Source organism: Amycolatopsis sp. lyj-108 (genome assembly GCF_046549005.1).
Lineage (GTDB): Bacteria > Actinomycetota > Actinomycetes > Mycobacteriales > Pseudonocardiaceae > Amycolatopsis.
Window position 1 is genome coordinate 483,121 of record NZ_JAJPWQ010000007.1, and the last position, 17,961, is coordinate 501,081.

Annotated in this window: 19 protein-coding genes; 8 read left to right on the plus strand and 11 right to left on the minus strand. The window is 68.0% G+C overall.

Features of this window, described 5'->3' with window-relative positions:
- Nucleotides 1-26: 26 nt before the first annotated feature.
- Both ACLJO0_RS26705 and ACLJO0_RS26710 read right to left on the minus strand, forming a co-directional pair.
- A complete protein-coding gene (locus ACLJO0_RS26705) occupies nucleotides 27-1,124 on the minus strand; it encodes a calcium:proton antiporter (RefSeq protein ID WP_410581198.1) in 1,098 nt (365 codons plus the stop codon).
- An 80-nt stretch (nucleotides 1,125-1,204) separates the two neighbouring features.
- Nucleotides 1,205-1,456 (minus strand): hypothetical protein, encoded by a 252-nt coding sequence (locus tag ACLJO0_RS26710; protein WP_410581199.1) that lies wholly within the window; start codon nucleotides 1,454-1,456, stop codon nucleotides 1,205-1,207.
- A 282-nt stretch (nucleotides 1,457-1,738) separates the two neighbouring features.
- On the opposite strand from ACLJO0_RS26710, the gene ACLJO0_RS26715 reads away from it, so the two are divergent.
- Entirely contained in the window at nucleotides 1,739-2,233 is a 495-nt protein-coding gene (locus ACLJO0_RS26715) for a hypothetical protein (RefSeq protein ID WP_410581201.1), read from the plus strand.
- A 54-nt stretch (nucleotides 2,234-2,287) separates the two neighbouring features.
- Here ACLJO0_RS26715 and ACLJO0_RS26720 read toward each other — a convergent pair whose 3' ends face one another.
- The 4 genes from ACLJO0_RS26720 to ACLJO0_RS26735 all read right to left on the minus strand — a co-directional run bounded on the left by ACLJO0_RS26720 (nucleotide 2,288) and on the right by ACLJO0_RS26735 (nucleotide 6,351).
- Nucleotides 2,288-3,751, minus strand: coding sequence for a trypsin-like serine protease (locus ACLJO0_RS26720; RefSeq protein WP_410581203.1), 1,464 nt, complete (start codon nucleotides 3,749-3,751; stop codon nucleotides 2,288-2,290).
- Between the two features lie 128 nt (nucleotides 3,752-3,879).
- The gene (locus ACLJO0_RS26725) at nucleotides 3,880-4,281 is read right to left on the minus strand and encodes a hypothetical protein (RefSeq protein ID WP_233611749.1); all 402 of its coding nucleotides are present in this window, start codon (nucleotides 4,279-4,281) and stop codon (nucleotides 3,880-3,882) included.
- A 530-nt stretch (nucleotides 4,282-4,811) separates the two neighbouring features.
- Nucleotides 4,812-5,303: a DinB family protein gene (locus ACLJO0_RS26730; protein WP_410581205.1), complete on the minus strand. Its 492-nt coding sequence runs from the start codon at nucleotides 5,301-5,303 to the stop codon at nucleotides 4,812-4,814.
- A 7-nt stretch (nucleotides 5,304-5,310) separates the two neighbouring features.
- Nucleotides 5,311-6,351, minus strand: a complete 1,041-nt coding sequence (locus ACLJO0_RS26735; RefSeq protein ID WP_410581207.1) for a DUF2891 domain-containing protein — start codon at nucleotides 6,349-6,351, stop codon at nucleotides 5,311-5,313.
- 162 nt (nucleotides 6,352-6,513) lie between these two features.
- Here ACLJO0_RS26735 and ACLJO0_RS26740 point away from each other — a divergent pair, with 162 nt between their 5' ends.
- Both ACLJO0_RS26740 and ACLJO0_RS26745 read left to right on the plus strand, forming a co-directional pair.
- On the plus strand, nucleotides 6,514-8,142 hold the full coding sequence (locus tag ACLJO0_RS26740; protein WP_410581208.1) for a Na+/H+ antiporter: 1,629 nt from the start codon (nucleotides 6,514-6,516) through the stop codon (nucleotides 8,140-8,142).
- Nucleotides 8,143-8,163: 21 nt separating this feature from the next.
- The gene (locus ACLJO0_RS26745; RefSeq protein ID WP_410581210.1) at nucleotides 8,164-8,847 is read left to right on the plus strand and encodes a class I SAM-dependent methyltransferase; all 684 of its coding nucleotides are present in this window, start codon (nucleotides 8,164-8,166) and stop codon (nucleotides 8,845-8,847) included.
- Between the two features lie 13 nt (nucleotides 8,848-8,860).
- On the opposite strand, the gene ACLJO0_RS26750 is transcribed toward ACLJO0_RS26745, so the two are convergent.
- Entirely contained in the window at nucleotides 8,861-9,322 is a 462-nt protein-coding gene (locus tag ACLJO0_RS26750; RefSeq protein WP_125795716.1) for a nuclear transport factor 2 family protein, read from the minus strand.
- A gap of 88 nt (nucleotides 9,323-9,410) precedes the next feature.
- On the opposite strand from ACLJO0_RS26750, the gene ACLJO0_RS26755 reads away from it, so the two are divergent.
- Nucleotides 9,411-9,977: a TetR/AcrR family transcriptional regulator gene (locus ACLJO0_RS26755; protein WP_410581212.1), complete on the plus strand. Its 567-nt coding sequence runs from the start codon at nucleotides 9,411-9,413 to the stop codon at nucleotides 9,975-9,977.
- Nucleotides 9,978-9,984: 7 nt separating this feature from the next.
- Here the strand turns inward: ACLJO0_RS26755 and ACLJO0_RS26760 are convergent, their stop codons facing one another.
- Both ACLJO0_RS26760 and aztA read right to left on the minus strand, forming a co-directional pair.
- Nucleotides 9,985-10,554, minus strand: a complete 570-nt coding sequence (locus ACLJO0_RS26760) for an SMI1/KNR4 family protein (protein ID WP_410581263.1) — start codon at nucleotides 10,552-10,554, stop codon at nucleotides 9,985-9,987.
- Between the two features lie 52 nt (nucleotides 10,555-10,606).
- Entirely contained in the window at nucleotides 10,607-11,356 is a 750-nt protein-coding gene (gene aztA / locus ACLJO0_RS26765; RefSeq protein ID WP_410581213.1) for a zinc ABC transporter ATP-binding protein AztA, read from the minus strand.
- A gap of 48 nt (nucleotides 11,357-11,404) precedes the next feature.
- Between aztA and aztB the strand changes: the two genes are divergently transcribed.
- From aztB to aztD, 4 genes are read left to right on the plus strand one after another with little or no spacing between them, the layout of a single operon-like run.
- Nucleotides 11,405-12,256, plus strand: a complete 852-nt coding sequence (gene aztB, locus ACLJO0_RS26770) for a zinc ABC transporter permease AztB (RefSeq protein ID WP_410581214.1) — start codon at nucleotides 11,405-11,407, stop codon at nucleotides 12,254-12,256.
- Nucleotides 12,253-13,449 (plus strand): hypothetical protein, encoded by a 1,197-nt coding sequence (locus tag ACLJO0_RS26775; protein ID WP_410581215.1) that lies wholly within the window; start codon nucleotides 12,253-12,255, stop codon nucleotides 13,447-13,449. Before aztB ends, ACLJO0_RS26775 begins: the two co-directional genes overlap by 4 nt.
- Nucleotides 13,446-14,345 (plus strand): zinc ABC transporter substrate-binding protein AztC, encoded by a 900-nt coding sequence (gene aztC / locus ACLJO0_RS26780; protein WP_410581216.1) that lies wholly within the window; start codon nucleotides 13,446-13,448, stop codon nucleotides 14,343-14,345. Before ACLJO0_RS26775 ends, aztC begins: the two co-directional genes overlap by 4 nt.
- A gap of 26 nt (nucleotides 14,346-14,371) precedes the next feature.
- Nucleotides 14,372-15,544, plus strand: a complete 1,173-nt coding sequence (gene aztD, locus ACLJO0_RS26785) for a zinc metallochaperone AztD (protein ID WP_410581217.1) — start codon at nucleotides 14,372-14,374, stop codon at nucleotides 15,542-15,544.
- A 547-nt stretch (nucleotides 15,545-16,091) separates the two neighbouring features.
- Here aztD and ACLJO0_RS26790 read toward each other — a convergent pair.
- Nucleotides 16,092-16,727 (minus strand): response regulator, encoded by a 636-nt coding sequence (locus ACLJO0_RS26790; protein ID WP_410581218.1) that lies wholly within the window; start codon nucleotides 16,725-16,727, stop codon nucleotides 16,092-16,094.
- Nucleotides 16,724-17,899: a sensor histidine kinase gene (locus tag ACLJO0_RS26795; protein WP_410581220.1), complete on the minus strand. Its 1,176-nt coding sequence runs from the start codon at nucleotides 17,897-17,899 to the stop codon at nucleotides 16,724-16,726. Before ACLJO0_RS26795 ends, ACLJO0_RS26790 begins: the two co-directional genes overlap by 4 nt.
- Between the last annotated feature and the right edge of the window lie 62 nt (nucleotides 17,900-17,961).

Below are 17,961 nucleotides of genomic sequence, written 5' to 3' on the forward strand. Positions count from 1 at the left end.
AGAACACCGTCCGAAGAGGACTCGTGTCACGGATTGATGGCGAGGACCAGGAACGAGGCCAGCAGGACCAGGTGCACCCCGCCCTGCAGCCGGGTCGCGCGGCCGGGGACGACGGTGAGCACGCTGACCGCGATCGTCAGCGCCAGCAGCACGATGTGCGTGGCGCCGAGGCCCAGCATCAGCGGTCCGTCCAGCCAGATCGACGCCAGCGCGATGGTCGGGATGGTGAGCCCGATGCTCGCGATCGCCGAACCGTAGGCGAGGTTGAGGCTGGTCTGCATCCGGTCTCGCCGGGCGGCCCGGGTCGCGGCCAGGGTCTCCGGCAGCAGGACCAGCATGGCGATCACGACGCCGACGAACGATTGCGGGAAGCCGGCCGCCCTGACCCCCGCTTCGATCGCCGGTGACTCGACCTTCGCCAGTCCGACGACGGCGACCAGCGCCACCAGCAGCAACCCGAGGCTGGTCAGCGCCGCCTTGGCGGTCGGCGGTTCGGCGTGTTCCTCCTCCTTGACAGAACCCTCGCTGTCGACCGGCAGGAAGAAGTCGCGGTGACGCACGGTCTGGGTGAGCACGAAAAGGCCGTAGAGCAGCAGTGAGGCGACAGCGGCGAAGGTCAGCTGTGTGCCGTTGAAGGCCGGGCCGGGAGTGCTGGTGGTGAAGGTCGGCAGCACGAGGCTGACGGTGGCGAGCGTCGCCACGGTGGCGAGCGCGCCGCCGCTGCCCTCCGGGTTGAAATGCGTCTCGCCGGTGCGGCGAGCGCCGACCATGAGCGAAATGCCGGCGATGCCGTTCATCGTGATCATGACCGCGGCGAACACGGTGTCACGGGCCAGCGTGCCTGCCTCGGGGCCGCCGGAGGACATCATCGTCACGATCAGCGCGACTTCGATGACCGTGACCGCGACCGCCAGCACAAGCGAGCCGAAGGGTTCGCCGACGCGATGCGCGACCACTTCGGCGTGGTGGACCGCGGCCAGCACGGTCCCGCCGAGCGCCAGCGCGACGACGACCACCGGCACCGGGCCCAGTTCGCGGCCCCAGCTCAGCGCCAGGACGACTATGGCGAGGACCGGCATGACGGTGGTCCAGGAGACGGGGAATCGTCTGCGGGAAGCGGCCATGTCGTCACCTTCGCACACTCAGTGTGACATCGCCGCTCCATGGGGGGAGCGGGGTGACGGTGCGTCGCGATCCCGGGCCGTCACGAGAGGCGAGCGTCGGGAATCTTGACGATGATCCGCTGGTCGGCGGCCACGATCCGCTGGAGCCGGAATCGGCAGAGGGTGTAGAACATCTCACCCAGTTCCTCGGGGTCGATACGTCCTTCGAGGTCGCGCTTGCTCGCGTTGAGCACCCGGCTGATCATGGTGGAGGGCACTAGGCCGCCGAATTCGCCTGTCAGCCAGACACCGATTTCGCCGATCTCGTCCATGATCGTGCGCTGCGCGGTCATCAGCCGTACCCCTCTGCGTCGGAGTGCCGCCGGGAGTGCCCCGGCGATACTCCGACGTGCGACCGAAATCCCCATGACGGGAAAAGCGCGAGATTGCTCTGCTCGGCCTAACGCCTGTCGGTTGCACGGAACCATGCAGCGGGTCCGGGTGATCTCCGGGGAAACCCCGATGTGATCGACATCCGGCTGTGTCAGCCTCGATGGTGACCATTGTGGACAGTCGGAAAGGAGAGTTCACGCGTAGTGGCCCCAGCAAGGGATGAAGAAGTCGAGCAGTGGACAGTGGAGTTGACGGCCCTCAGTGAGCTGTATCGGTCAGCGGAGACCGCAGGCTCGACGAAGGCGGTGTCACACGCCGGATGGCACACCGGCGCGCGACTCTGGGCGGGCAGCGCGAACGGGCGGCTGCTGGCCTACAACGATTCGGGCGCCGAGGCGGAGTGCGTCTTCCGGGAGGGAGAGAGCACGCTGTTCAACATCATGAGCAGAGGGTACGGAAGTGACACCGCCGAGCGCGGATTCGCGGTCTGGAGCAGCAGGCCGGGCGTGCTCGGAGCGATCGACGCCGGGGTGAGCCGCCTGGAGGTCGCCGATGCGGACGGCGCCGTCGTCGGAGCCGACATCGTGGCCCATACCTTCGCGGTGGACGTCGACCTGGGGCCGGTGCCCCAGACGGTCGACGAAGTGTTCGCGCCGTGGGAGCCGCCGGAGTTCACGGTTCGGGTGTACGGCGAGGGTGACTCGTTGCGATACGAAGGTCCGTTGCTGACGTCCTGAGAAATCACGTGAAGGCCCCCTTCATCGCGAAGGGGGCCTTCACGTACTCGGAGATCAGCCGTTCGGAGTGGTGATCACCGCGAACTTCGATCCCTGGCTCGCGATCCGCTCGCTGAGATCGGTGGTGATCGTCTCGATCGGCGCGTAGTTGTTCAGCTCACCGGCCTGGCAGGGGCCCGACCGGGACTGCTGATTCCCGACCAGGATGCCCAGCGCGGCGTGATCGGCCTGGCTGAACAGCGGTCCGCCGCTGTCGCCGGGACGGGCGCACAGGTCGGTGTTGATGCCGACGTCCGTGGACAGGACACGACCACAGCGGGTCCCGACCAGGTAGCCGGCGCCCGCGCCGCTGTCCACGGAATCGGGGTAGTTCACCGCGCTCGAGGCGGTCCCCGTGGCGCAGACGACCCAGCCCGCCTTGATGTCGGCGAGTTTGTGCGCGCCGGTGATGTACTCGTCGACCGAGGTGGCCTGCGCGCCGCACGGGGTGTCACCGTTGCTGTCCATGCCGCCGTTGCGGCAGTACTTCAGCACCCGGTTGCGGCCGGTCTGGCCTTCGAGCCAGTTCGTCGCCGCCGCGTCGTTGACGTACGGCAGGGCCGCGTAGTCGTACGGGTACGAGCTCTTCTCGATGCCGTGCTGCTGCAGCACGTCGTTGCCGTTGTGCTGAGTCGGCGTGTTGTTGGTCTTCGTCCGCATGCAGTGTCCCGCGGTCAGCACCCAGCCCTTTCCGGGGAAACCGCCGCCGGTGGACCGCAGGTTGAAGCCGCTGGTGCAGCCGCCCCAGGTGCCGTTGTCGCGCTTCATGTCCAGCCGGATGCCGCCGCGCATCGGGCCGTAACCGGTGCAGTAGAGCGGATGGCAGAAACCCAAGTCCACGTTCGGCGTGGAGAGCGCGTTCGGATTCGCCAGCACGCGCGACACGACCATGCCGGATTCCGCCGCCGCGGCCGTGCGAGCGATGTTCACTTCGGCGGTCACGGCGCGCATGGCCGCCTTCTCCTGCGCCACCCAGCCGCGTTCCCACAGCACGACCCGGTTCTCGGACTGGCTCACCGCCGGAAGGAAGACGGCTTCCGGCCCTGCGCCGACCTTCGCGGCGACGCGTTCCTTCGCTGCCGTGAGCTGCTGCAACGAATGCTGGACCCGTTGTGTGCGAACGCCGGAACGGACGGGCATCGCCCGCAGATACGGTTCAGCGGCCGCGGGCTCGGTCATCGCCACGACCAGCTGCCCCTTGTCCTGGTCGAGCCACATGCCGCCGTACTCGGCGCCGCGATCACGGCGCAGCAACTCGTCCAGCTTGACGCCGTCGGTCTGCAATTCCAGACGGCGTACCGCCTCCTGCTCGTCGACCTGGTAGTTCTCGACCAGGTATCGCACCGACTCCCGCACCGAAGCGGGGTCGAGTGTGGTGTGGAACGACTGCACGGTGCCTGCCGACGCCGGGCTGCTCAGTGCCGTGGCCGCTGCCAGCACCGAAACGGCCAGGGCCCCCAGTCTTCTAGCTGTCCGCACGAGATCTCCTCACATGTCGGGACTTCGCGATCATTCAACCGGAGGTCGCCGGACAGATGTGGAGAATTTCCGACTATGCCCGAAGCCCCGTGCCGGCGATGCGACCGGCACGGGGCGTGGGTTTCGGGCTACAGACTCGGCTCCCGCCGGTGTTTCCCTTGGCGGGCTTTGACAATCCAGGCGCCGAAGAGAGTCAGGAGACCGACGAACGTCCCTGCCGAAGCGCCGATCTCCGGCGTGCTGATCTTGACGACACCGACGACGATCCCGCCGCCGATCGCCAGGAGGAGACACATCCGCAGCGTCGGCGCCCAGCCGGCGAGAACCGTCATCGCCAGGCAGAGCCAGCTGTCCCTGGTCTGCTCCTTGCGGTGGCGGCCAGGGCTCCTCAGGAGAGGCCGAGCCGCGCGGAGCATTTCCGCGGAGGTGGCGACCCGCCGGGCCGGCTTTTCGACGTGCTCGATGACGACTTTGACCCGACGGGGCGGACCGTTGTCTGGTGTCTTCGCGTTATCAGGCTGTATGGTCACGGCTGTCCTGTCCTTGTTCTAGCGAGCGGGCGAATGGACATCCGCGTGGCCTCCTGTTACAGCAGGGGGCCACGCGTGCGTTACCGGTTCTTTACCGGTGCGGCTGAGAACATCTTGGCGAAAGCGGACTGTGACCGTTCAGTCGTACAGCGTGTGTCGCGCTGAACGGTATGCACGCGTCGCTCAACGGTCTGGGTGACCCCGAAAACTACTAAAAGTAGCGGGTGACGCCGAATGGCCCAGCGCCATCGAGAGGCCTCGACGGCCCGGTGACTTGCCTTTCCGGTGTCGAGCCAGGTCACGGCGCGATCGGCCGCCGAGCTGATCTTCGCAGGTGGAGTACCGAATATTCGTCGTTGTGCGCGACGACTTCGCACTATGCAGAATGCTGATCGCAAGAGCGGCTTACGGTCAATTTCAGCCAACCCCGAGCATCCGTGCTCACGGTGGGTTCACTCGATCGGTCGCCCCGCCACCCGTTGTGACCTCACTCGGCTCACCAACAGCGAGTGACTGGTCTGACCGGGTGGTCACCCCGCGGACAGGATCTGTTCGCGGAGGATGTCGCCGTGCCCGGCGTGCCGCGCGAAATCCTCGATCAAGAGCAAATGGACGAACCGCAGGCTCACGTCGCCGACGCGGGGATGCGTCTTGATCTCGTCGAGGTCGAAGTCCGCGGCGATCACGCGGGAGCGCGCACTGGCGCGCTCGAACTCGGCGATCACCTCGGTCAGCGTCTCGTGGTCCCCGACGACGAAACTGGCGTCGCCCGGCGTCGTACCACCGTCACATTCGTTCTCGGGCACGCCGCCGAGGACGTGGTGGAACCAGATCCGTTCGGCGACCGCGGCGTGTTTGAGCAGACCGATCGGCGTGGTCATGGACGCGACGAGCCGCCGTCGGGACTCGGCTTCCGACAAGCCGCGCACCGAATTGACCAGTTCGGCCCGGTTGCGGTCCAGCATGGCTTCGAGCAGCCGGCGTTCGGCGCCGATGGTGATTCGCGGGAACGACCAGGTCATCGCCGGCTCAACCGAGCAGCAGAAGTGCGTAGTAGGCCAGGAAGTGTTCGACCATGTAGGCACCGCCGGTGGTCTGTGAAAGTGAGGCATGGGTGTGCGCGTGCGTGGCCCCGAGTATGGCGGGGATCCGGCCGTCACCCTCGGGGAGGGTGCGCGCGAGACGGTGCCAGCACCAGGCGCGATGCAGATTGAGGCCGTGCAGGTGGGCGAGCTGCCCGTCGGAAGGATCGGTCACGGTCGCCGGGATGAAAAGTGACGAGGGCTTCCGCTCGGCGATGCCGGGCAGGAACCTGTCCAGCCATTCGGCGAATTCGGTCGCGGGCAGCAGGCGGGACATGAGTTCGGCTTCGGCGAGGGCGGGGGACAGGAAATCGGCTCCGGACGGTTCCCAGGCGCCCGGGTAGTCCTGGTCGGATCCGAACCAGCGCCAGGCGGTCTCGACGATGACGTCGCGCAGTCGCGAGTCCCCCTGCTCGGCGAGGTGACAGGCGTAGGGCAGGGCGCGGGACAACCCGAACGCGCCGTTGTCGTGCACCCCGTACCGGATCGGGTACGTGGTGCGCGGCAGCCAGCCGAGGTAGCGGGTCACGAAGACCGTGCTCAACTCTTTCAACGCGGCTGACCAGCGTGCGGCATCCGGGTCGTCCCAGGTGGCGGTCTCGAAAGCGAGTTCCAGCAGTGCGGACCAGCCGTACGGACGTTGGGTGGTGCGGTGTTCTTCGGGAGCGAAGAAGGCGACCTCACCCGCGAGCGCGTCGACGGTCAGGTGTTCGTTGAGGCATTCGCGGATCTCCTCGGCCGGCACGAGTTCGGCGTGGTGGCGCAGCAGGCGCACGAGCACCCAGAACATTTCCACACAGGAGTGCCAGTCGAAACTGCCGTAGAAGCACGGATGCGACAGACGCGGGGAGAGGATGGGCACGCCCTTCACGTGCCAGTGGCTCTCGTGGTGCGGGTACTCGCGCACGACGTTCGACAGCGCGGTCCCGGCGAATGCGCCGGCATTCGCCTTCAACAGCCGGTCTCGCTCGATGTCCCATTCGGTCATGGGCCTGCTCCTGGGTCTCGTGAGTGGTAAGGCAAAGGTGGCATGGTCGGTGCCGGTGGTCGTGACTGATGGGACGGCACGTGTGATCCGGCGGACGACACGCGTGACTGGATGGACGACACGCGCGCGGCCGGGTTTTTTCCGTCAGGTAGAACAAGGGGCATGCTGGGTGCAATCGGGTTCGTGCTGGTCATGCTGGGCGTCATCGTCGTGGTGAGCGCGATCAGCCACCGGATCGGCTTGCCGGATCCGGTGCTGCTGACCGTCGTCGGGCTCGTCTATGCCCTGCTCCCTGGGCCGAATCTGCACTTGGAACCGGAGTTCGTCCTCGACGTCATCCTTCCGCCGTTGCTGTACAACGCCGCGCTCGGTTCGAGTCTGCTGGCGATCCGCAGCAAGTTGCGCTCGGTTGTCAGTCTCTCGGTCCTGTTGGTGCTGGCGACGGCGTTCGCGGTCGGCGGGTTGCTGACCTGGCTCGTCCCGGTGATCCCGCTCGCGGCCGCGATCGCGCTCGGTGCGGCGGTGGCGCCGCCGGATCCGGTGGCGGCGCTGGCCGTCGGCCGCCGGGTCGGGCTGCCCGCGAAGCTGTCGACCCTGATCGAGGGTGAGGGGCTGCTCAACGACGCCACGGCGCTGACGGTCTACAAGATGGCGCTCGCCGTCGCGGTCGGCGGCAGTTTCTCGTTCGGGCTCGCGACCGGCGAGTTCGCCTTGGCCACGATAGGTGGACTGCTGGTCGGTGTGGTCGTGGCGTTCCTGGTGCGATTGTCCCGCCGAGTCTTGGCGGATCCCCTGTCGGCGAACGCGGTCTCGCTGGCGACGCCGTTCACCGCCTATGTGCTCGGCGAGACCATCCACGGTTCGGGTGTCCTGGCTGTCGTGGTGGCGGGGTTGATCGTCGGACATCAGACGCCCCGCCTCCAGACGGGAGCGAGCAGGTTGCAGACGGGTGCGGTGTGGAGCCTGGTCAACTACCTGCTCGAAGGATTCGTCTTCCTGCTCATCGGCCAGCAGTTGCCGGCCGTCATCGCCGGGCTCGGCGGCTACCCGGTCGGCTCGGTGGTCTTGACGGCGGTGGTCACCGTGGGCGCGGTTCTGTTGGTCCGGCCGTTGTGGCTGGTGCTGACCCAGCTCTTCCCGCGGCGGCTGCACGCCCGGCTCGGCAGCGCGGACGAAACGGGGGAGGCGGCGGAGCGGGCGCTGACGGGCAAGGAGATCGCGGGCCTGAGCTGGGCGGGCACCCGAGGGGTGATCACGCTCGCGGCCGCGTTCGCCATCCCCGTCGTGACCGCGGACGGCAGTCCGTTCCCCGCGCGCGATCTCCTGCTGTTCTCGGCGTTCCTGGTGGTCTTGGTGACGCTCGTGGGCCAGGGGGTGACTTTCGGGCCGCTCCTGAAACGGCTCGGCCTGCGTGCCGACGTCCAGGATCAGGCCCGGCTGCGTAACCAGGCACGCAGCGCCGCTGTGGACGCGGCGCTCGCTCGTCTGGACCAGCTCGTCGAAGAGGACGACGTGCCGGACGAGGCGGCGGCGGCGCTGCGCAAGAACCTTCAAAGCCGTCAGCGACGCTACCGGGCGCGGTTGGCCTACCTCGAGGACAACCCGCTCACGCCCCGGGCTCCGGGATACGAGGCGGCCGTCCGCGCCCGGCACAGCATCATCGAGGCGCAGCGGGAAGAACTCCTCCGCTGGCGTGACGCCGGTCGGTTGCCCGACGCCAGCCTCCGGATCCTGCAGACCGAACTCGACCACGAGGAGAACGCGCTGATGCCGTCTTCCGGCAAATCGTGAGAATCGATCTACCATGAAGGGGTGGACGAACGACCGATCACCACGGCGCAGCGCAACTTCCGGCGGGTCGCCGAAGAGCTCGAAAGCATGGGGACCCAGGATCGTTTCACCTACATTTTCCGCTCCCGGCTGTGGAGTTCCTCGTCGGTCTCCGGGCCCGGTTCCGAGTCGGTCCAGACGCGGGAACTGAGCGACCGGTTGCCCGGCCTCCTCGATCGTTTCGGGGTGCGCACCCTGCTCGATGTCCCGTGCGGGGACTACGGCTGGCTCAGTGAGGTGGACCTCGACCTCGACCGGTACATCGGCGCCGACATCGTCCCCGACCTGATCGAGATGAACGCCGCACGGTTCCGCGACGATCCGGTCCACGAGTTCCGGGTGCTCGATCTGACCGGTGATCCGCTGCCGTCGGCCGACCTCGTCCTGTGCCGGGATTGCCTGGTGCACTTGAGTTTCGCCGATATCGAGCGGGCGCTGCGCAACCTCAGGCGAAGCGGCTCCCGGTACCTGCTGACCACGACCTTCACCGAACTGGGCACCAACGCCGACATCGCGACGGGCGATTGGCGGCCGCTGAACCTGTGCCGGGAGCCGTTCGGGTTCCCGGAGCCGCTGGCCGTGCTGGTCGAAGGGTGTACCGAAGAGGGCGGGTCCTACGCCGACAAGTCCTTGGGATTGTGGGAGATCGCCGCGATCGTGGACTGATCGGCGAGGTGCCTCACCGGAGCGGGAAGTCGGCTCCGTGTTCTTCCTCCGGGCGCGGGCCGCGGATGCGCCGCTCGCTCTCGGAGATGGCCACGTCGTTGATGCTCGCCTCACGACGGCTCATGAGCCCGTGCTCGTCGAACTCCCACAGTTCGTTGCCGTAGCTGCGCCACGACTGACCGGCGTGGTCATGCCATTCGTACTGGAACCGGACGGCGATCCGGTCGTCGGTGAACGCCCAGAGGTTCTTGCGCAGCGCGTAGTCCAGTTCCCGCTCCCACTTCGCGGTCAGGAACGTGACGATCTCCTCGCGGCCGCGGACGAACGTGTCGCGGTTCCGCCAGACGGAGTCCGGCGTGTACGCCGACGCGACCCGGCGGGGATCGCGGGTGTTCCAGCCGTCTTCGGCCGCTTGGACCTTCCGCAGTGCCGTCTCCCGCGTGAACGGCGGGTAGGGCGGGCGATCTTCCGGCATCTTCGGCCTCCTCAGGGTGAGAACGTGCGTTCTCCACATCTGGCGCCTACGATAGGGAACGACCGTTCTCAACGTCAAGGGAGTCCCGATGCCGGCCGCCGTCACCGACGAGCAGAACCGCGTGGACCGCGAAGCCCTGCTCGACGCCGCCGAGAAACTCTTCTACGAGAACGGCATCCAGGCGGTCGGCATGGATCAGTTGCGCGCCGCGTCCGGCCTCTCGCTGAAGCGGATCTACCGGTTCTTCGAAGCCAAGGACGACCTCGTGGTGGCGATGCTCAAACGTCGTGATCAGCGGTGGCGGGGCAGCTTGGCCGCCCACGTGGAGCAGGTCCAGGATCCCCGCGAGCGGGTGCTGTCGATCTTCGACTGGCTCGCCGTCTGGTTCGCCGAACCCGGTTTCCGCGGTTGCGCCTGGATCAACGCCCACGGCGAGGTCGGTCCTGCCTCCGATGCGGTCCTTGCCGAGGTGCGAGCACACAAACAGGCGTTCCACGAGCAGATCGAGACCTGGGTGCTGGCCGCGGGGTCGGCCATGGCCGAGCCGGTGTACCTGCTCGCCGAGGGGGCGATCGTGACGGCGGGCATCAGCGGTGACCCGGCTCCGGCCTGGCAGGCGCGTGAGGCCGTCGCGGCGTTGCTCGGGAGCCCCTGATCGCCGGTCAAGGCCAGCTGAGCTTGCCTTCGCTGATGTCGGGATGCCGTTCACGGTAGGGCAGTTCACGGTCGTGGACGTAGTTGTCGAGCCGCTCGGCGATCTCGTCGAGGATCTCGGTCACGCTCGCCCAGTCGGACCGGTAGATCCCGTCGCTGGCGTACCACTCCATGACGCAACCGTGGTACTCGCCCGACCGGAGATCGACGCACAGCAGACCTCCGTCGATGGCCCGGCCGATGGGGAGAAGCGCTGCGCAGAATGGGAATCCGTCCCGTCCGGCCTGCTTGCGGTGCGTTCCTTCGGCGGTGCAGCAGTCCGGATCCGGATACTGCGACTGCCTGGCGTACTCGTCCTCGGCTCGCGCCACCGAAAGAGGCAGGTAGCCCTTCGGGATCAGGTATCCAGCGCCGCGGACGCGCTGGTCGTCGACGCCGTCCATGAGAGCCCACCAGGCGGACAGCTCGGGTGGGAGTTCGAGGCCGACGCGGTCGCGCAGGCGCTCAAGGTGCGCGGCCGGCGCCGGGGGCCGGATCTCCCGCGCGGTGACCGGTGCGTGTTCGGTCAATAGGGCCATCATGCGCCGCCACATCTCTTCCACCGGTGCCCCCTTCGCTCGGCGGACCACCCTAGCGAGGATCGGCGGCCTTCGGCGCGAAAGCGGGTGAGTGGATGCGGGCGGGCAGGCCCCAAGCTTCCGCCACGCGCTCCGGGGTCAGCACCGAAGCAGGCGCGCCTTCGCCGACGAGGCGGCCGTCCTGCAGCAGCAGGCAGTGATCGGCCCGGCCCGCCACCTCCAGGTCGTGCGTGACACGCAGGATCGTCGTCCCCTCGGCGAGTGCTGCACGCAGGGCTTCGTCGATCAGGCCACGGGCGTGCAGATCGAGACCGGCCGATGGCTCGTCGAGCAGCAGCAGTCCGGCTTGCTGGGCCAGTCCCTGCGCCACCAACGCCCGTTGCCGCTGCCCGCCGGAGAGGGAGCCGATCAACCGGTCCGCGATCGACGTGATCTCCAGCCGCTCCAAGCACTCTCCGACGATCTGACGGTCCATCTTGGACAGTCGCCGCCAGTGACCGCGGTGCGCCCAGCGGCCCATCGTCACGGTGGCGCGCACGGTGATCGGCAGCGATCGTGACACCTCGCTCTGCTGGGTCACGTAGGCGATGCGCCCCGGATCCCGCCGGGTCACCGAACCGGTGGTCGGCGGCAGGACGCCCGCGACGAGGTTGAGCAGCGACGACTTGCCCGCGCCGTTCGCGCCGGCGATGGCGGTGAGCCGGGCCGACGGCACCTGAGCCGTGATCCCGCGCAGCACTTCGCGGGGCCCGTAGTGCGCGTGCGCGCGGTCGATCGTGAGTGCCGTTGTGTCCGGGGTCATCCCACCCTCTTTCAGATAATGACAATCATTACCACTATAGTGTGACGCGTGGAGTGGTTGTTGATCCCCTTCGAGGTGTCGTTCGTGCAGCGTGCGCTGGTGGCGGGAGTGCTCGTTTCGGCGGTGTGCGCCGTCGTGGGTACCTGGGTGGTGTTGCGCGGCATGGCCTTCATCGGCGACGCGATGTCGCACGGCATGTTGCCCGGCGTGGCGATCGCCTCGCTGACCGGCGTGAACCTGCTGATCGGCGCCGCGATCAGCGCCGGGGTGATGGCGCTCGGCGTCACGGCGTTCGGGCGTTCGCGGCGGCTGTCCGAGGACACCACCATCGGGCTGCTCTTCGTCGGCATGCTCGCGAGCGGCGTGATCATCGTGTCGCACTCGCGGTCGTTCGCGGTGGATCTCACCGGATTCCTGTTCGGCGACGTGCTCGCCGTCGGATCCGGCGACCTGGTGGGCCTCGCGATCACCCTGCTCGTCGTGGGGGTGGTGGCACTGGCGGGACATCGCTCGTTCACGGCGCTCACCTTCGATGTCCGCAAAGCGCACACCCTGGGGCTTCGGCCACGTCTTGCCAATGCGGTGCTGCTTGGCCTGGTCACGTTGACGATCGTCGCGTCGTTCCGCGTGGTGGGGACGCTGCTGGTGTTCGGCCTGCTCATCGCACCGGCCGCGGCGGCGCTCTTCTGGTCGCGGCGGATCACCACGATCATGCTCATCGCGGCGTTGCTCGGCATCGCCGCCACGGTCGGCGGCCTGCTCGTGTCCTGGCATTGGGGCACCGCGGCGGGCGCGACCATCGCCGCCGGCGCGGTCCTCCTGTTCTTCCTTTCCGCGTTCCTGTCCTTCGTACGACAGCGATTCCGTTCCCTGACACCGGAGATCGAGTGCTCACGATGAAACTGAAAGCAGTGACGGCGGCCGTCGCGGCGCTGACCCTGGCGGCGTGCGGCGCGGAGGAACCGAAGGAGGTGACCGCGGAAGTCCCGCACGGCTACGTCGAAGGCGCCGAAGAAGCGGCCGAGGCGCAGTCACGGCTGATCGTCGCCGACCCGGACACCGGCGCGGTCCGCGTCGTGGACCTCATCACCGAGGAAACCCACGAAGTCGGACGAGTCGACGGTGTGCAGGCCGTGACCACTGATGGCCGCTTCGGCTACCTGACCGCTCGCGACGGCGCCATCCGGGTGATCGACAGCGGTTCCTGGATGGTCGACCACGGTGACCACGTCCACTACTACCGGGCGAAGGTCCGGAACGTCGGCGTGGCACCGGGCAAACAGCTTTTGGCGGCGTACAGCGATCCCGCCGTTTCCGCCCTGTCCTATTCGGACGGTACGACGACGTTGCTCGACCGGGCCGCGCTCGACAAGGGCTCCGTGACCGAACTGGGGAAGATCACGCGCGAACCGCACGCCGGGATCGCGATCCCTTATGGCGAGCACATCGTCGCCACGGTGGCCGACGCCGGAAAGCCGCTCGGTCGCGGAGTGCGCGTCCATGATCGTCAGGGCAAGGCCGTGGCGGAGATCGATCAGCCGTGCCCTGACCTGCAAGGACAGGCGGTGACCCGGCGCGGTGTCGTCTTCGGTTGCGCGGACGGCGCTTTGCTCGTGACCGAAAAGGACGGTGCGTTCGCCGGGGTGAAGATCCCGTACCCGCGCAGTGTCACGGCGCAGGAACGCGCCACCGCGTTCTTCCACCGGCCAGGTGGCTCCACGCTCGCGGCGCGGGCGGGGGAGTCGGCCGTGTGGTCGCTGGACGTCGGCCGTCGCAGCTGGCAGTACGTCGAGACGGGACCGGTCGCCGCGGTGAACGCCGTCGGGGAGGGCGGCCCGCTGCTGGTGCTGTCCCGCGACGGAAAGCTGCGCTCCTTCGACGGCACCGGAAAGGAACAGGCGTCGATCCCGCTCCTGACCCCGGAAGCGACCGCCGCCAGCGTCCCCACGATCCAGGTCGATACGACCCGTGCCTACCTCAACAACCCGCTTTCGGCCGAGGTGTACGAGATCGACTACAACGACAACCTCCGTCGCGCCAGGACCCTGAAGGTCGGCGGCAAGGCGGGTCACATCGTGGAGACCGGCCGATGAGGCGGCGGGCGCTCGCCCTGTTCGCGGTGGCGCTGCTGGCGGCGGCCGGATGCTCCGCCGGCGGCGGAGGCGGCAAGTCGGTCGTCGTCACGACGAACATCCTCGGCGACATCACCCGCGCCATCGTCGGCGACCAGGCCGAAGTGACCGTGTTGATGAAGCCGAACGCCGATCCGCATTCCTTCGGCATCTCCGCACAGCAGGCGGCCCAGGTCGAGCGTGCCGGCCTGATCGTCTACAACGGACTCGGGCTCGAAGAGGGAATGCTGCGCACCGTCCGCACAGCCGAGGAGAACGGCGTGCCGTCGCTGCCCGCCGGGGAGCGGGCGAACCCGATCAGCTACGCCGACAACAAGCCGGACCCCCATTTCTGGACGGATCCGGCACGGGTGCGCGACACGGTGAAGACGATCGCCGACGAGGTCGTCGCCCACGTCGACGGCGTCGACGAAGCGGTGATCCGCGCCAACGCCGAACGCTATCGCGGCGAGATCGAGGCGCTCGACGCGATGATGGCCGGGAAGTTCGGCGGGATTCCGCGCGAACGCCGGAAGCTGGTCACGAATCATCACGTGTTCGGGTACCTGGCCCAGCGGTTCGGCTTCGACGTCGTCGGCGCGGTGATCCCCGGCGGGACCACGCTCGCGTCCCCCAGTTCCTCGGATCTGAAAGCACTCGCCGACACCGTCCGCGCGGCGGGGGTTCCGGTGATCTTCGCCGATTCCTCGCAACCGGACCGGCTCGCGCGGGTGCTGGCCGAGCAAGCCGGGCTGCACGTCCAGGTGGCCCCGTTGTTCTCCGAATCGCTCAGTGAGCCAGGCCAGGGCGCGGCCACCTATCTGGAAATGATGCGCGCCAACACCGAATCGATCACCGCCGGTTTGACCCGTTCCTGATCGGAACAGACGAAAGGCACAGTGAAATGGCACGGAAAACCCGATATCTCGCGCTGATGGCGACGACGGCGAGCACGCTCGCGCTCGCCGCCTGCGGGACCGAACAGCCGGCGGCGGAGGCCGGAAAGAGCGCGGCTCCGGCACCGGTCGTCGCCGATCCCGTGGCTGTCACCTATGACGGAGGCATCGTCCTGCTCGACGGGAAGACCTTGAAGGAGGCCAAGAAACTTCCGCTGGAGGGCTTCAACCGGCTCAACCCCGCCGGGAACGACCGGCACCTGCTGGTCTCGACCTCCACCGGGTTCCGGGTCCTGGACGCCGTCGGTGCCGTGCTGACGGACAACGAAGTGAAGGCGGCCAAGCCGGGACACGTCGTCCGGCACGCGGGCAAGACGGTGCTGTTCGCCGACGGGACCGGCGAGGTGACGGTCTTCGACCCGAAGACGATCGGCACCGCGGCCTTGCCCGCGCCGAAGCACAAGACGCCGGAAGCGCATCACGGCGTGGCCGTCGAACTCGCGAACGGCGAGCTGGTCACCACCGTCGGGAACCAGGACAAGCGGTCCGGAATCGTGGTGCTGGACAAGGACAAGAAGGAGATCGCACGCAACGAGCAGTGCCCCGGCGTGCACGGTGAGGCCGCCGCGCGTGGCGAAGCGGTCGTGGTCGGATGCCAGACCGGTGTGCTGATCTACCGCAACGGTGCCATCACCAAGGTGACCAGCCCGGATCCCTACGGCCGCATCGGGAACCAGGCGGGCTCGGACGTCTCCCCGATCACCTTGGGCGACTACAAGGTCGACGAAGCGGCCGAGCTCGAACGCCCGACCCGGATTTCCCTGATCGACACCGAGAAGGCGACGCTCAAGCACGTCGACATCGGGACCAGCTACACCTTCCGGTCGCTGGCCCGCGGCCCGCAGGGCGAGGCGCTGGTGCTGGGCACCGACGGTCAGATCCACGTGATCGACCCGGTGAGCGGTGCCGTGACGCGGAAGATCGCCGTCCTCGGAACCTGGCAGGAACCGATCGAGTGGCAGCAGCCGCGTCCGGCGATCTTCGTCCGGGGCGGAACCGCCTACGTCACCGATCCCGGCAAGAAGGAGATCCACTCGGTCGACCTCGCCTCGGGCACGAAGACCGCGACCGGCACGATTCCGGGAACGCCGAACGAGGTGAGCGGCGTCCTCGGGCACTGAGCTCCTCCCTGTGCCGTGAAGGCCTCCTTGAGGGACTCTGGGTCCCTCAAGGATTTGGGGTCGACCTGCGGCTAGGCGTCTGTCCGGACTGTCCACAAGGGACATTGGCTGGCGGCTAAATGTCTGCTTGAGTCACGTCCCCAAGCACGCGAGTCATGCCTTACCGAAGTACATGAAGGCCCCCTTCCTTGCGCCTAGCGCAAGGAAGGGGGCCTTCATGTACTTCACGACCGGCCGCCGAAGTCACAGCCGTCCCACGGTTACCAGGCATCACATCCGACGGTAGCGAAAGCCTCCTTCACTACCCTCAGAGTAGGCAAAGAGGCCCTCACTACCAGGAGAACGCGTACGCAGAAGCGGACACCGGCCCCACGCCACGACACGTTCGACTTTCCCCTCAATAACCCTCTTTATCACTCACGAACCGTGCAAATCCGTGCGAATTGCTCAAATCGGGTGCAGCCGCCGCGGCTAATGTCCCTTATGGCAGCAGCGGAAGCGTCAGGTGTCCCGCTCCTGCCTTCAACTCAACCCACTTACGAGACGGTCACCGGCGGATGAGGCCGAGATCGGTCGCGGTGGCGACGGCGGCGGTGCGCGAGTCCACGCCGAGTTTGGTGTAGCTGCGGGCCAGGTGGGATTTCACGGTGCCCTCGGTCAGGTGGAGCCGCTCGGCGATGGCCCGGTTGGACAGGCCGTCGGCGACCAGGACCAGTACTTCGATCTCACGCAGCGTCAGCGCGGCCGAGGGCATCCGCATCCGGTTCATCAGCCGGTCGGCCACGGTCGGGGCGAGTGTGGTGCGTCCGGCGGCGGCGGTGCGCACGGCGGCCGCGAGGCTTTCGGGAGGGGCGTCCTTGAGGAGATAGCCGGTGGCACCTGCTTCGATCGCGGGCAGCGTGTCGGCGTCGGTGTCGAAGGTGGTGACGATCAGGACGCGAGGTGCGTCCGGCCGCGCGGTGATCACCGCGGTGGCTTCGGCCCCGGTCATGCCCGGTCCGAAGCGCAGGTCCATCAGCACCACGTCGATGTCGCCTTCGGCGGCTCGGGCCACCGCTTCCTCCGCGGTCGCGGCTTCGGCCGTGACGACGAGACCGGGTTCGGTTTCCAGCAAGGCGCGCAGTCCTGCCCGGACGATGGGGTGATCGTCGGCCAGGAGGAGCCGGATCGGGGGTACGGTCACGGGCGTTCCTCGGATTCGACGGGCAGCCGCACGGACAAGGTCGTGCCGTGGCCGGGGGAGGACTCGACAGTGAGCGTTCCGTCCAGTGCTTCGGTCCGCGTGCGCATCGCGCTGAGTCCGAAGCCGCTGTGCTCCGGGTGGAAGCCGATGCCGTCGTCGACGACCTCGAGGGTGGCGTGTTCCCCGAGGTAGCTCAAGGTGATCTCGGCGGTGGACGCGTCGGCGTGCCGGACGGTGTTCGCGAGGGCCGCCTGGCCGATGCGCAGCAACGCGACCTCGTGCGCGGTCGGCAGCGGAACGGGAGCCCCGGCGAGGCGGAAGCGTGCGATGAGCCGGTGCCGGGCGCTCGTGGTGGCGCAGAGCCGTTCCAGCGCGTCGGCCAGTGTGGTGTCGTCGAGCGCGGGAGGGGACAGGGCGACGACGAAGCGGCGGGCTTCGGCGAGGTTGTCCGCGGCCGCTTGACGTGCCTGCTCGACATAGCGGGCGGCGTTCCCGGCGGTGTCGGGGAGCGTTCTTTCGGCGGCCCGCAACAGGAGTTGAATGCTCGACAGCCCTTGGGCGAGGGTGTCGTGGATCTCGTGGGCCAGCCGCTCCCGCTCGGCGAGCACTCCTGCCGCGTGCTGTGCCTCGGCGAGGTCGGCGCGGGTGGCGGTGAGCTCCTCGATCAGGTCGCGGCGTTGTTCACTTTCGCGGTACAGCGCCTGGTATCCCCACACGACGGCGACCGCGACGGCGGCGCCGAGTGCCGGCCCGATCGCTGCCGCCGGGACGAAGGAACCCTGGTGGGCGGCGAACGCGGCGATGGCGGCCAACGCGGTCGCGATCACCGCGAACAGACCGTGACGACGCGGAAGCAGATGCAACTGCAGGAAATACAGCGGGAAGGCGAGCCAGACACCGTCGGCGGTCAGCGCCAACAGGACCAGCCACACGACGCCCACGGCGATCAGCCACCACAAGGCAGCCTTCCGTGACGTCTTGACGCGGGGAAGGAGCGGCCCGGCCGCGTACACCACACCGCACACCAGCGCCGTCGCGACGACGGCCACCGCGTGGGCCGAGCCGCCGGCCACCGCCCGCGTGGCCGCCAGCGCGAGCAGCGCGACGAACAGCAGGTGCAGACACCAGGTCAGCACCCGGCTGGTCGGGGTCAAAGCAGGCGTGGTGATCACAATGCGTCCAGATTACGGAGCAGGCTCGGCGAGCGCCTCTATCCAAAGGTAGAGGCGGCGTG

Coding starts and splice junctions, on each gene's coding strand:
- ACLJO0_RS26705 (WP_410581198.1), bottom strand. CDS start 1,124: ATGGCCGCTTCCCGCAGACGATTCCCCGTCTCCTGGACCACCGTCATG.
- ACLJO0_RS26710 (WP_410581199.1), bottom strand. CDS start 1,456: ATGACCGCGCAGCGCACGATCATGGACGAGATCGGCGAAATCGGTGTC.
- ACLJO0_RS26730 (WP_410581205.1), bottom strand. CDS start 5,303: ATGACCTGGTCGTTCCCGCGAATCACCATCGGCGCCGAACGCCGGCTG.
- ACLJO0_RS26735 (WP_410581207.1), bottom strand. CDS start 6,351: ATGACCGAATGGGACATCGAGCGAGACCGGCTGTTGAAGGCGAATGCC.
- ACLJO0_RS26740 (WP_410581208.1), top strand. CDS start 6,514: ATGCTGGGTGCAATCGGGTTCGTGCTGGTCATGCTGGGCGTCATCGTC.
- ACLJO0_RS26750 (WP_125795716.1), bottom strand. CDS start 9,322: ATGCCGGAAGATCGCCCGCCCTACCCGCCGTTCACGCGGGAGACGGCA.
- ACLJO0_RS26755 (WP_410581212.1), top strand. CDS start 9,411: ATGCCGGCCGCCGTCACCGACGAGCAGAACCGCGTGGACCGCGAAGCC.
- ACLJO0_RS26760 (WP_410581263.1), bottom strand. CDS start 10,554: ATGGCCCTATTGACCGAACACGCACCGGTCACCGCGCGGGAGATCCGG.
- aztA (WP_410581213.1), bottom strand. CDS start 11,356: ATGACCCCGGACACAACGGCACTCACGATCGACCGCGCGCACGCGCAC.
- ACLJO0_RS26775 (WP_410581215.1), top strand. CDS start 12,253: ATGAAACTGAAAGCAGTGACGGCGGCCGTCGCGGCGCTGACCCTGGCG.
- aztC (WP_410581216.1), top strand. CDS start 13,446: ATGAGGCGGCGGGCGCTCGCCCTGTTCGCGGTGGCGCTGCTGGCGGCG.
- aztD (WP_410581217.1), top strand. CDS start 14,372: ATGGCACGGAAAACCCGATATCTCGCGCTGATGGCGACGACGGCGAGC.